At 38.4% G+C, this 13,173-nt stretch carries 13 protein-coding genes; 5 read left to right on the top strand and 8 right to left on the bottom strand.

The genetic code is table 11. The features are described 5' to 3' along the window. The first annotated feature begins 10 nt into the window (after window positions 1-10). The 3 genes from celB (at window position 11) to AA0X71_RS22065 (ending at window position 3,388) form a co-directional block, all read left to right on the top strand. Complete coding sequence (gene celB / locus AA0X71_RS22075) at window positions 11-1,351, top strand: PTS cellobiose transporter subunit IIC (protein WP_413357442.1); 1,341 nt, start codon at window positions 11-13, stop codon at window positions 1,349-1,351. A 112-nt stretch (window positions 1,352-1,463) separates the two neighbouring features. Next, on the top strand, window positions 1,464-1,799 hold the full coding sequence (locus tag AA0X71_RS22070) for a PTS lactose/cellobiose transporter subunit IIA (protein ID WP_413357441.1): 336 nt from the start codon (window positions 1,464-1,466) through the stop codon (window positions 1,797-1,799). A gap of 95 nt (window positions 1,800-1,894) precedes the next feature. Then, window positions 1,895-3,388: a family 1 glycosylhydrolase gene (locus AA0X71_RS22065; protein ID WP_413357439.1), complete on the top strand. Its 1,494-nt coding sequence runs from the start codon at window positions 1,895-1,897 to the stop codon at window positions 3,386-3,388. A gap of 175 nt (window positions 3,389-3,563) precedes the next feature. On the opposite strand, the gene AA0X71_RS22060 is transcribed toward AA0X71_RS22065, so the two are convergent. The 8 genes from AA0X71_RS22060 to AA0X71_RS22025 all read right to left on the bottom strand — a co-directional run bounded on the left by AA0X71_RS22060 (window position 3,564) and on the right by AA0X71_RS22025 (window position 10,344). Further along, the gene (locus tag AA0X71_RS22060; RefSeq protein ID WP_413357437.1) at window positions 3,564-4,934 is read right to left on the bottom strand and encodes a cadherin-like beta sandwich domain-containing protein; all 1,371 of its coding nucleotides are present in this window, start codon (window positions 4,932-4,934) and stop codon (window positions 3,564-3,566) included. Window positions 4,935-4,954: 20 nt separating this feature from the next. Beyond that, the gene (locus AA0X71_RS22055; protein ID WP_413357436.1) at window positions 4,955-5,380 is read right to left on the bottom strand and encodes a hypothetical protein; all 426 of its coding nucleotides are present in this window, start codon (window positions 5,378-5,380) and stop codon (window positions 4,955-4,957) included. Window positions 5,381-5,799: 419 nt separating this feature from the next. Further along, window positions 5,800-6,978, bottom strand: coding sequence for an ABC transporter permease (locus AA0X71_RS22050; protein ID WP_413362724.1), 1,179 nt, complete (start codon window positions 6,976-6,978; stop codon window positions 5,800-5,802). After that, a complete protein-coding gene (locus AA0X71_RS22045) occupies window positions 6,917-7,657 on the bottom strand; it encodes an ABC transporter ATP-binding protein (RefSeq protein ID WP_413362722.1) in 741 nt (246 codons plus the stop codon). Before AA0X71_RS22045 ends, AA0X71_RS22050 begins: the two co-directional genes overlap by 62 nt. Further along, entirely contained in the window at window positions 7,657-8,616 is a 960-nt protein-coding gene (locus AA0X71_RS22040; RefSeq protein WP_413357434.1) for an efflux RND transporter periplasmic adaptor subunit, read from the bottom strand. Before AA0X71_RS22040 ends, AA0X71_RS22045 begins: the two co-directional genes overlap by 1 nt. Before the next feature lie 639 nt (window positions 8,617-9,255). Further along, complete coding sequence (locus AA0X71_RS22035; RefSeq protein ID WP_413357433.1) at window positions 9,256-9,537, bottom strand: hypothetical protein; 282 nt, start codon at window positions 9,535-9,537, stop codon at window positions 9,256-9,258. Window positions 9,538-9,546: 9 nt separating this feature from the next. Further along, on the bottom strand, window positions 9,547-9,966 hold the full coding sequence (locus tag AA0X71_RS22030) for an SHOCT-like domain-containing protein (RefSeq protein ID WP_413357431.1): 420 nt from the start codon (window positions 9,964-9,966) through the stop codon (window positions 9,547-9,549). 12 nt (window positions 9,967-9,978) lie between these two features. Then, the gene (locus tag AA0X71_RS22025) at window positions 9,979-10,344 is read right to left on the bottom strand and encodes a DUF2089 domain-containing protein (protein ID WP_413357430.1); all 366 of its coding nucleotides are present in this window, start codon (window positions 10,342-10,344) and stop codon (window positions 9,979-9,981) included. Window positions 10,345-10,662: 318 nt separating this feature from the next. Here AA0X71_RS22025 and AA0X71_RS22020 point away from each other — a divergent pair, with 318 nt between their 5' ends. Beyond that, complete coding sequence (locus AA0X71_RS22020; protein WP_413357428.1) at window positions 10,663-11,427, top strand: MurR/RpiR family transcriptional regulator; 765 nt, start codon at window positions 10,663-10,665, stop codon at window positions 11,425-11,427. A 131-nt stretch (window positions 11,428-11,558) separates the two neighbouring features. Continuing rightward, window positions 11,559-13,160 (top strand): PTS transporter subunit EIIC, encoded by a 1,602-nt coding sequence (locus AA0X71_RS22015; protein WP_413357427.1) that lies wholly within the window; start codon window positions 11,559-11,561, stop codon window positions 13,158-13,160. Window positions 13,161-13,173 lie beyond the last annotated feature (13 nt).

The following is a 13,173-nucleotide window of genomic DNA, read 5'->3' as shown; positions in this document are numbered from 1 at the left end:
GAAAAAGAATATGGGGAAATTCAACAGAGTTCTAGAAGAAAAAGTCATGCCTGTTGCAGCCAAAATTGGTGCACAAAGGCATTTATTGGCTCTTCGTGATGGTCTCATCGCGACGATGCCTTTCATTGTTATTGGTTCATTATTCTTAATTATCGCTAACTTTCCAATTCCAGGTTATGCAGACTGGATGACTTCCATTTTTGGTCCAACCTGGTCAGCTAAATTAAGTTATCCAGTAGATGCAACGTTTAACATCATGTCAATTATCGCATCGTTCGCTGTAGCTTACCGATTAGCAGAAAGCTATAAGCTTGATGCAATGAGTGCGGGTACTATCTCGGTTTCTGCTTTTCTATTAACCACACCATTTAGTTTTATGTATACGCCAGCTGGAGCTGAAGCAGGAATTTTGGTAACGGGTACTATTTCAAAGGCGTTCTTAAGCAGTAAAGGTTTGTTTGTTGCATTACTTTTTGCCATAATATCAACTGAAATTTATCGTTGGGTCGTCAAAAAGGATATTGTCATTAAAATGCCAGCAGGTGTACCACCAAGTGTTGGTAAATCATTTGCGGCCTTAATTCCAGGGCTTATCGTTTTTCTTGTCGTTTGGGGAATCCGTTTACTTGTAGAATTAACACCTTATGAAAGCATCAATGGCTTAGTTACGACTCTTTTAGGTGACCCGCTAAAAATGGTAGGTCTTACTCTAGGTGGAACCATTGTTGCTGAAATATTTGTAACAGTGCTATGGTCTACTGGTTTACACGGTACAAACATCGTTAAAAGCGTAATGGAACCAATTTGGTTTGGTGCTATGGGTGACAATATGGCTGCCTATGAAGCTGGTCAACCTGTCCCACACATTGTAACACAACAATTCTGGGACAATTTTGTCCATATTGGTGGAACGGGAGTAACATTTGGTTTGGTTCTCGCAATGATATTGTTTGCAAAATCTCAACAAATGAAAAGTCTTGGTCGTTTGGCATTTGGGCCGGGTATCTTTAATATTAATGAACCATTAATCTTTGGTATGCCAATTGTGTTAAACCCAATTATGATCATTCCATTCGTCGTGACTTCAATTGTTACCGTCATTGTAACTTTCATTGGAATGGATATCGGATGGGTAGCAAAACCTGTAGGGATTGCAGTACCTTGGACGATGCCGCCAATTATCTCGGGGTATCTTGCTAGTGGCGGACATATTTCAGGTGCAATCATGAATATCGTAAACATTGTGATTTCATTCTTAATTTATCTTCCATTCTTCAAAATGTATGATAAGGCGAAGAAGAGAGAAGAAGATGCGATGAACACTAGTGAAAAGAAAGATGTTATCGCATAAGAAAGTGAGTAGGCATTAGTTTGACTAGTGCCTGTCTCATTATACATTGACGAAAAAATTGCCAGGAGAGGTGAATCTTTCTTTCCTAATATCATAAGAAAGGCTGTTAATCATGAATCATTCAATCATGAACAAAGAAGAACTCTATAATCTTGCATTTCAATTAATCCTTCATGCTGGAAATGCAAAAAGCTTTGCTATGGAAGCGATGCAAGAAGCTAAAAAAGGTAATTTTGATGAGGCCGAAATAAAACTGACTGAAGCAGATGCTGCATTCAATGAAGCACATCATGTTCAAACAGATTTAATCCAAAAGGAAGCAGGCGGAGCGGAATTCGAAATTCCTCTTATTATGATTCATGCGCAAGACCATTTGATGACGACATTGACCATTAAAGATTTTGCTAGAGAAATCATCGACTTGCATCAATTGATCAAGAAGGTTTAAAACAAATCCTGCCCAATTTTTTGGGCTTTTTTTATTCAAGATATCGTTTATTTGCACCTATTAATTCGTTTTCAATAGAAAGGAATTGAACTTCAATGAAAAAAACATTCCCAGAAAATTTTTTATGGGGCGGAGCAGTAGCTGCAAACCAATATGAAGGTGGGTACAATGAAGGCGGAAGAGGGCTTGCCACAAGTGACTTTATAACAAACGGTTCTGCAGAACGGCCAAGAAAAATTACGATCCAGTTAAAAGATGGCACTAAAACAATGGTAAACCGACGACCTACTGGGGATCCCAAAATTGATACGATACCAGAAGGGGCATCAGGCTATATTGATGAAAATGTTTATTATCCAAGCCATAAAGCGGTTGATTTTTACTACCATTATAAAGAAGATATTGCTCTTTTTGGAGAAATGGGTTTTAAGAGTTTCCGCTTATCTCTTAGTTGGTCCCGTATTTTCCCAAAAGGTGGAATTGAAGGAGAACAACCGAATGAAGAAGGGTTAAAATTTTATGAAGAAGTTTTTAAAGAGTGTAAAAAATACAATATCGAACCATTAGTCACGCTTTATCATTTTGAAACTCCTGCATATTTGGCGGAGCATTTTAATGGTTGGGGCAGTCGTGAGACCATTGATTGTTTTTTAAGAATGTGCAAAGAAGTTTTTACAAGATATAAAGATTTAGTTAAGCATTGGATCACGATTAATGAAATAAATGTATTAAATGGTTATGCTTTTATGGGAACAAGAGAGGCTACCGCGCAGGTACGTTATCAAGCCAAGCATCATATGTTTGTTGCGAGTGCACTTGCCAATAAGCTCTGTCACGAGATCATTCCAGATGCAAAGATTGGCTGTATGGTGGCATTAAGTTGTATTTACCCGAAAGATTGTAAGCCTGAAAATGTATTTGGAGCTTTAGATTATCGTAGAGGTGCTCTGATTTATTCTGATGTGATGATGCGGGGATATTATCCATCTTACGCCGACCGCTTTTTTGAAGAGATGGGAGTAACGATCCATAAAGAACCAGGGGATGACGAAATACTTAAAGCAAATCCTTCAGATTTTTTAGCATTTAGTTATTATCGTAGCAGTGTATACCATACTGAAATCGTTCAGAATACCGATACCGGTGGGCAAATGGGGGATACAAATCCTTTCGTAGAAAAAACAGAGTGGGGTTGGGCGATTGACCCAGTTGGGCTAAGATACACCCTATCTGAATTGTATGACAGGTATCAAAAACCACTTTTTATTGTAGAAAACGGAATGGGAACGATGGATGAGCCGGATGAAAATGGCTATGTAGAGGACGATTATCGGATCGAATATTTCCGTGATCATATTGCAGAAATGAAAAAGGCGGTTACTTTAGATGGTGTTGAATTGATGGGTTACACACCGTGGGGTTGCATTGATTTGGTTTCAGCAGGAACTGGAGAGATGAAAAAACGATATGGCTTCATTTATGTAGATATGGATGATGAAGGAAATGGAACATTAAAAAGAACGAAGAAAAAATCATTTGATTGGTACAAGAAAGTGATTGCAACGAACGGAGAAGATCTTAGTTTTTAGGTTGAATAAATATCGATATTTACAAAAAATAAAACAGGTGCTCAGCATCTGTTTTTACTTTTGTTGGCGAGAAAAAAATCACTAACAATGTTTTGTGGTACCAAACAATCCTGCTCAATCTTAAATTAAGGCAGGAAGAGGCAATACGCTCCCTATTCCTGCCCAATTTAGGTTCTTAAAATCCAAAAAACGATAAAATCTTTTGCCAGAAAGAAGTGGTTTCTGCTGATTGTTCAAAGCCTGCATTCATTTCAGTTCTATTTGGTCCTCTTTCTGGTTGTGTGCTAACCTCATCAGTAGAAGGTGTCTCTGCATTATTGTCCTCTCCCATTGTACCGGATTCATCCTCTACCTCATTCCCTGTTTCTTCCTCAGAAATGTTTTTATCAAATATGAGGACATAGGTTTTTCGATCGTTTTCATAGGTGACAGCAACAGAAATAACAGTTTTAGAAGTGTTACCAATTGCTACTGTGGAGCTGTTTGTTGCTTCAATCCCTTCAATCGTCAGTTTTGCATCACTTTCCTCGGGACTTCCAGAAATCGTTACACTTGAAATATTATTTTCTACTTCAATGTGATAGGTGTATACATCTTGGCTAAAAGATTTATTCCAAGTCCCATCAGAAACAGTTAAGGATGTAAGGTTTGCTTTTGTCTGTTTTACTACCTCAGTATCAAACCCACCGCCACCAGACAGGGTAGATGTTGTCCTATTATTTTGCGATTGTTGTGGTAAATCCGGACGTTGTGTTTGATTACTATTAGAATCGGTGTTTTGTATAGGACGTTCTATTAGCTCACTATTAGAGTCGGTATTCTGTGAAGGCTGTTTTCCTGTGTTCTCATTGGAATTGTTTTTTTCTTCTGTTCTAGTAAACGTAATTTGGTACGTTCTCTCTGCACCATCTTCTGCAGTTACGATTATGCTTACCGTAGAGATACCGACCGGAAGCTCCATCGTAAATCCTTCTTCACCAACGACAGTTCCGTTAATTTTTACAGTAGATGTGTTAGCCGCTACTTCTGGTTTGATCGTGACAGTATTTATCTCGGAATCTACTTTTACCTCATAAAGAGTCACATTTGGGTCAAATGAAAGTTTGCCACTTGTAAGTGTTAGGTTTGCTAATTGATTATTGTCATTTTGTGCACGCATAACTGTTATGGTGTAAGTGTTTGTATCAGTCCCATTAGTCACTACAATGTAAAAAATATTTTCTCCTGTATCTAGGTTGAGGATCGTCTCGTTGCCACTTTCAACAGATTCCCCGTTAATCGTTACAGCTGACGACTCATCCATGGTTTCGAATTGTAAGCTCATACGATCAATTTCATTTGCTACATTTGCTGTATAGGAGCTTACATCAGGTGAAAAAGGTTGATTCAATTGAACTTCTGAAATGAATAATGATTTTAGTTGTAAGCTGTTTTCAACAATAGATATTTCTTCAGCACTTGTATGGTCAACTGAATATGGGTATATATTCGCCAATGTAATGAAGGTTCCAACGGTCACGACTTTGACCTTTTTCTTTAAATTCATTTTAAGTCATCTCCTTGCACTTAAACCTCTGGAGTTACCTTTTTATTTTGTCTTCTCGTTAAAACGGATAGACCAATCCATGTCACAGCCAGTAAAAGGGACAAACCATCGATCATGACACCTACTACTCCATTTTCAAGGTTTCTTAAAAAGGAAGAAGAACCAGACGATTGTTCAAAACTGTTAAAATTAGGCATCTTACCATTTTGAGGCATATCCGGTCTCTCTGTGCTCGAAACCGTTCCAGAAGTATCTTCAGTAGCGCCGTCTTGGGGATCGGTGTTATTCATTTGCGGTGGCATACCACCACCAGAGTTCATTCTCTCCATACCACTCGGAAAACCTTGTTTTGCACCTGTTTGAGTATAATTAATAATTCCAACGGTGGATTGTAAAATAAGGAATACCAGTGCTAAAATACCAACCCATTTTTTAACTTTTTTCATTTCAATCTCTCCCAACATTATGAATGGAAGCTAACCATCAAGCATTCAGTAAGATGGTTAGCCATTTTTATTATTCCAGGGATTTATAAATTCCCTCGACTTGTGGATTAGTGTTCGATGAAATCTTCGTATAAACGGTAGTAGTATCGGTATAAAAACATTCATGAGTTTTGACTCTCAACCCATGCATGAAAATGAATTATTTACACAGAAAAAATAACAGGAAAAATTCCTGCTATTCCCTCGAAAAATGCCAAAATAAACGCTTTTGCCTTCCATAAGCGGAAAATCTTCCGTTATTTCCCCTAAAAGGGACTTCATTGAGGAGATAACAGGAAAAATTCCGCTTAAGGGTGAGAGATGGTTAGATCGAATGAGACAAACCGGAAGCTTCCTACATTTTGTAGGTGCCATGTTTATTATTCCTGCCGCAAAGCTTGGATTGGATCTAGCTTCGAAGCTTTATTGGCAGGGAACACGCCAAAAATAATCCCAATGGCGCAAGAAAATAAGAAAGCAATTAAGGTTACGTTTAAGGAATACGAGATCGTCATACTAGCAAATATTTCTAGTAGTTTTGAAATGCCGATTCCTAAAAGAATACCGATTAAGCCACCGATCATACTTAAAACGACCGCTTCAATGAGGAACTGTAACAATATAGACTTTCTTTTCGCTCCAATAGCTTTACGAATTCCAATTTCCTTTGTTCGTTCTGATACGGATACAAGCATGATGTTCATAACGCCAATTCCACCGACAAGTAAGGAAATACTTGCAATGCCACCAAGCATAAGCGTCATCGTATCGGATACAGAACTCATCGTCTCCATTAAATCTTCTTGGCTTGAAATAGAGTAAGAATCACTCAAATTTGGAAATAAAGTTGTCATAACTCCCTGGATTTGTAACTTCGCAAAATTGACCGAGTCACTATTTTCAGTGTTCAAATAAACGGTCCCAATGGTTGTATCCTGAATTAATCTTTGCGTAGTAGATAGAGGAGCGAAGATAACACTATCTCCACTTGAACCTAGCGAACTGCCTATTGATTCTAAAACGCCAATCACTTTATATGAGACTCCATTAATTTTGATGCTTTCGCCAACAGGGTTCGCTCTCGGAAATAACGTGTCTGCTGTGTCGGAGCCAAGGACAACGACTTTTTGTCTTAATTCCTGCTCCATGTCTGATATAAAGCGGCCTTGACTTAGGGTCAATCCCCTTACAGATAAATAGGCGGATGTGGTTCCAGTGATTGAAACTTGGGTCGCGTTCTCATCATATTTGGCCAACACTCTTCCAGAAACGACAGGTGCCACCTCGGAGATAGCATTTAGCTCCTCAATGAGCCCTAGATCATCAACTTCTATTTGGACCGACTCAGTGTCGGTAACACTGAGCGTTAATAGATTTGTTCCAAGGCTTCCAATTTCGTCTGTAACAGATTGAGAAGAACCTTGTCCAACTCCGACTAATGTAATGACTGATGCAACCCCAATAATAATCCCAAGCATCGTTAGGAAAGAGCGAAGTTTATTGTTTTTGATACTCTTTAGGGCCATCTTGATAGAATCGATTAGGTTCAAACCAGTCACCTCCATTTTCATATAATTGACCGTCATGGATCCGAACAATCCGCTTTGCTTGTTTTGCTACGTCTAAGTCATGAGTGATCAGAACAATGATGTGTCCTTTTTCGTTTAATTGTTTTAGGAGCTGCAACACATCTTTACTAGTCTTGCTATCTAATGCTCCCGTCGGTTCATCAGCAAGAAGAACGGTAGGATCCCCCGCGAGCGCCCTAGCGATGGCAACTCTTTGCTGTTGTCCGCCTGAAAGTTGAGTTGGTAAGTGGCCCCAACGGTCCTCTAACCCGACTAACTTTAGGCAGGATAAGGCTGTTTCTTTCCTTTCTTTTGCGCTCATCCCTCTATAAATAAGTGGAAGTTCCACATTTTCGAGAGCTGTTAGTTTGTTTATAAGGTTGAAGTTTTGAAAAATAAATCCTATTTTTACATTGCGTATTATGGCTAGCTCATTGTCATTCATTTTCGCCACATTCTTACTATCGATGAGATATTCACCAGAGTCAGGTTTATCGAGACACCCAATCATGTTCATGAACGTAGACTTTCCCGATCCGGAAGGACCAATGATGGAGATAAAATCCCCCTCATTGATCTTTAGTGAGACGTCCTGTAAGGCATGAATGGTCTCTCCACCAAGTTCATAAGACTTTGCTAGTTTTTGAATTTCAATAACGGGATGGGACATCATTGATTCCCCCTGCCTGTGTTGCCTGGGAATCCTTGCCCTCCACCTGGAAAACCTTGTCCACCTTCAGCACCTGGGAAGCTTTGTCCGCCATTACCCCTAGGGAAGCCCTGACCTTGAGTTTCGGATGAAATAGTTACTGCTAGTTGGACAAATTGTCCCTCTGTTAATCCAGAGACGATTTCGATATTTTGATCATCGTTAATGCCCGTCTCGACCACTTGCTGTGTCGTAGCTTCTGAATTTCCACTTGATTCCTGTACGATCACATATTTTTCGTCCCCGTTCACTCGAACAGATTCAATCGGAACATACAGAACGCTTTCTTTACTTTCCGTTGTGATCGTTACTTCGGTTGACATTCCAATTAATAGCTCCTTTGGATCTGTTAGCTGTACATTCACATTGAAGCTAGAAACTCCATTCGTAGATGCTCCTTCCTTTGAAACGGCCGTTACAGTTCCTTCAAACGTTTCATCTGGGAAAGCATCCGCTGTAATTTCCGTTTCTTGTCCTTCTTTAATGCTTGTGATATCAAGCTCGTCCACACTAATGACAGTTTGAAGTGTTTTATAATCTGTGATATGTCCGACCACTTGATTTAACTGAACTCGACTTCCATCCTCAATATCTAGTGACGTAATCGTACCAGCGTGAGGAGCAGTGATTGGGTCACTTCCATCTGTAAAAGTGACAAGTTCATCTCCTTCTTCCACCACATCATTCACTGCGACTAATACTTCATCCACAATCCCCTCTGATTCAGAAGTAATGTCGGAACTGTTAATAGATGAGATAGAGCCAGAACCACTCACCCGAACTTTAATGTCTCCTTTTTGGACCGTGGTCGTCATAATATCTTGTTCTACAGGAGCAGCTGTCTTTTTACTTTGATAAAACCAAAAACTCCCTCCTACGACTAGAATTAAGATTACAGCAATTGCAATCCATTTTTTCATTGTTCTTCCTCCTCTATATACATGGGAATTTGTATTTTGTCTCTTTTGGAATTGTATAAGGCTAACCTTAAAATTTCCTTAAAAGATGAGAAGAGGAAATGGAGTGCAAAGATAAAGGGGAATGTACGATAAGAAAAAAAAACCGATCCATTGATTGGTTTTCTAGTTGTCGACAAAAGGCATCGAGATTCGAATCTCGATGCCTTTTGTTCATGAGAAGGATATTAAGATGAGCAAGAGTAAAGTATGTCACATGAAAGGTTCATGAAACAAGAGTTTGGTGGTTACAAGAGCAAAGTATGTCACATGAAAGGTTCATGAAACAAGAGTTTGGTGGTTACAAGAGCAAAGTATGTCACATGAAAGGTTCATGAGACAAGAGTTTAGTGAATACAAGAGCAAAGTATGTCACATGAAGGGTTCATGAAACGAGAGTTTGGTGGTTACAAGAGTAAAGTATGTTACATGCAAGGCTCATGAGACATGAGTTTAGTGAATACAAGAGCAAAGTATGTCACATGAAAGGTTCATGAAACGTGAGTTTGGTGGTTACAAGAGCAAAGTATGTCACATGAAAGGCTCTCATGAAACATGATTATGCTGAAAAACCGATCCATCGATCGGTTTTCTCAATTAGATTTAAAGCCTGATCTTAACTTCAGTCCCATCTTTCGCTTTAATATTTACCAACTCAAGCCCTTTATGATTTTTCAGTTCATCAACGACACATTTTAGAATCGATTTATCGAGCGGAGGGATGACAAAAGGGATTTTCTTTATTTCTATATATTCCTTTGACCGTTCGTTCACGTGCCGCTGCAGTATTTTTGAACAAAGAATGGAAATGCCTATGTTCAACATCATATATGGAACAGGAACTGAGAAACTTACATCTTTTGATTTTACTCTAACATGAAGCATCGGCGAACTCTACTCGATGATGACTGAAACGGTATCGCCATTTGCCGACTTAATGTCAACAATTTGCCCATCCAGTTCATTTTCAATCGCTTCAATAATCATGTTGATATCGACGTCCTGCATATATTTCGCTGACTCGGGTATGCTTGAGGCAATGCTGTGTCCGGCCATGAGAACAACTTTGACCAGTTTAAGCGGCAAATTGACGGTAACATTATCATTTTCCGATGAGATAACACGAATCTTTAGCATTTTATCCAAATATTTTGATGAACGCGGCCCATCATTCTGCGAAAAATCCTGTTTTTTTGTAAGTATGTTGCTGTTTCCTTCTTTTTCCTTCAAGATCTCAATTAACTCTGAGCCTTTTTCTGCATCGATCTTACCTTCTTGTACCATGGCTAAAACCTTTGCGATTTCTTCCCGCATGTAAATCTCCTCCTATTCATCTTTTAAAAGCTTAATGGCTTCTTCTGGGGTGATCTCTCCATTTTCTAGCATGACAACAATCTTTTTCTCATCCACTTCATTTTTCTTTTTTGGTTCGTAGCCTAATGATGTGATAATATCTGTTAGCTTGCCGCGAACCGTTGGATAGGAAATTCCAAGTTCTTTTTCCACTTCTTTGATGTTTCCTCTGCATACTAAAAATACTTCAACAAACTCCAGCTGATCCTTGGACAAAGACGCAAGTTTCGACAATTCAAACTCATTTTCAATCGTTGTTTTACAATGTTTGCAGTGGAGCTTCGTAACCTTCAACTTATGACTGCATACCGGGCAATTTGTAATAACTGGATAAGCCATAACCAATTCCTTCCTATAATTTGATTTAATTAGATTATAAGTCAATATTATTAATTTGTAAATTAATAATATTAATTTATTTTAAATATAGTTAAATTTTTTTGATGTTAATATTTATATTATTAATAAGTGAAAGGGTTTGGATTATATTCTGGACGGAATGATGTAATTCTCACGTCCTGCTAAAAAAGGGGAAGTGGTTTTTTCATTGTAATCCATTTTTTCGATCTTAGGTTCAGCTTGTACCCCACAACCGATTTCGATACAATAAACAAACAGACATTGGGCAATGCTCCCGCGGATAGAGAGTGATAAAAGATGATCGATATTAGCAAGTTGGTGCAAGGAAAGAATTTAACGGAACTGGATATTCAGCTCGTCCAATATATTGTGGATCATATTGATGATGTGTTGCAAAAGGGTGTACGGAAGATTGCGAAGGAAAATTTTACTTCGCCTGCGACTGTTATTCGCCTCTCAAAGAAATTAGGATATAGCGGATTTGTTGATATGTATTATCAACTTCTGCCACTTGTGAAAAAAGTGGAGACTCCGAAACATGATATCGTTGAGGACTTTTTAGGAAACAGACAGCACGAACTATTGACGTATAATACAATGGTCGAAATTGAGATGTTTATCGAAAAGGTTTTAAAGCTAGAGCAAAAATACATCTTTATTTATGCAACTGGCTTTTCTGCGATTGCAGCAGAGTACTTCTATAAGAAATTATTGGTCTTAGGCAGAAAAACCATTTTTGCTAGTGGAACGGACTCTATCGGTGTTTTCGAAAATAATCTTGAGGATATCGGTGCTTTCGTTGTGATCTCAAAATCAGGTGAAACGCAGGTCGTCATCGATAAACTACTAGCAGCGAAGGAACATCGTATTTTTACGGTGTCTTTTACGAAAGAAACCGATAATCGAATCGCGAGTCTGTCTGATTTAAATTTTAAGATTATTGATCATAATAAGCTTGATGATCGAAACATGTTACCGAATAGCTTTTTTCCGAGTCTCCTACTTATGTTTGAGTTTATTTTTAAACAGTTTGTTGAAGTATCTCTTTCGAAAAAAGAATAGCAATTCATGAAACGTGTTTCTATGAGTGAAACACGTTTTTTAACTTGCCTAATCTATATACAGTAAAACGGTTACATTGTAATCTAAACATGTTAGCAAAATGAATTAATGAACAGGAAGGGGAAGGCAATATGAAAACGAAAATCATGGATGGCATGCAGCGCTTTTCAAAAGCAATGTTCATTCCAGTTCTTATACTACCGATTGCTGGTATTTTAATTGCCTTAGGGAATTTACTTACGAACGCAAGATTACTTGAAGTAATCCCATTTTTAGATAATCCGATTACAACTGGGTTCGGGACGATTTTAACCGGTTCACTCGTATCGATTCTTGGAAATTTAGGACTTATTTTCTGTGTTGGTATCGCAATTGGTTTGGCGAATAAAGAGAAAGCGTTTGCTGGATTTACTGCTTTATTAGGTTATTTAGTGTTTGTTAATGCTATGAATAAATTTATGGGACTCAGCGGGATACTTTTTGAGGGAGAATCCTTGCAGGGAACTGGACAAACATTAGTTTTAGGGGTTCAAATTCTTGACATGGGTGTGTTTCTAGGACTGATTCTCGGAACAATCACAGCCATGGTTCATAACAAGTTTATTGATAAAGAATTTAACGGTGCTTTTCAAATTTACGGTGGATCAAGATTTGTCTTTATTGTCCTTATTCCAGTCGTTGTTTTATTATCCATCGCACTTACGTATATTTGGCCATTCTTCCAGAGTGGAATTAACAACCTTGGAACACTGATTAATCACAGTGGAAGCTTCGGAATTTTCTTATACGGAGCATTGGAACGTTTGCTCATTCCAACTGGGCTTCATCATCTTATCTACACACCATTTTTATACACATCATTGGGTGGTGTCGTTGATGTTGGTGGCCAAGTTTACGAAGGAGCAAGAAATATTTATTACGCGGAAATTGCCGACCCAACTGTTAAGGTGCTTTCTGACACGGTCATTTGGGATGCACGCGGTATCTCAAAAATGTTCGGTTTAATTGGAGCATGTTTAGCGATGTACCATTGTGCTAAGCCAGAGAACAAGCGTAAGGTAAAAGCGATTTTGATTCCTGCTGCTGTTACTTCCATGATTGCAGGTGTAACAGAACCAATCGAGTTCTCATTTATGTTTGTGGCTCCATTATTATTCGTTGTTCATGCTGCTTTAAGTGGTTTAAGTATGGTGACCTTAAATCTATTAGATGTCAGAGCGATTGGTCCAAACGGAATGATTGACTTCTTATTATTCAATCTACCACTCGGAATTGAAAAGACACACTGGCCAATGTACATTTTAGTTGGATTGATGTTCTTCGCTATCTATTATTTAGTGTTCCGCTTCTTAATTACGAAATTCAACTTTAAGACAGTTGGTAGAGAAGATGAAGGCGCAGAAACAAAATTATATTCGAAAAAAGATTATAACGAGAAAAAGAGTCAGGGAACTGCTGGATTTGCAACTCCTCAAGGTGAAGAAGGAATTGCGGGTGTTATCGTCGGTGCATTAGGCGGTGCTGATAATATTAATTCTGTAACAAACTGCTACACAAGACTTCGATTAACACTGGATAATCCTGAAGCTGTCAATGAGGATGTATTGAAACAACAAACAGGTGCGAGCGGAGTCATTATAAGAGATAAAAATGTTCAAGTAGTTTATGGATTGCAAGTAAATAGTATTCGAAAAGCAGTTGATAGTTATTTAGGATTCTCTGCAAACGAATAGAACATACAAAAAA

Origin of the sequence: Robertmurraya phoenicis (assembly GCF_047302285.1) — a bacterium.
In the GTDB taxonomy this organism is placed as follows: domain Bacteria; phylum Bacillota; class Bacilli; order Bacillales; family Cytobacillaceae; genus Robertmurraya.
The sequence above is the reverse complement of the archived record's forward strand: the minus strand, read 5'-3'. Positions and strand labels throughout refer to the sequence as shown.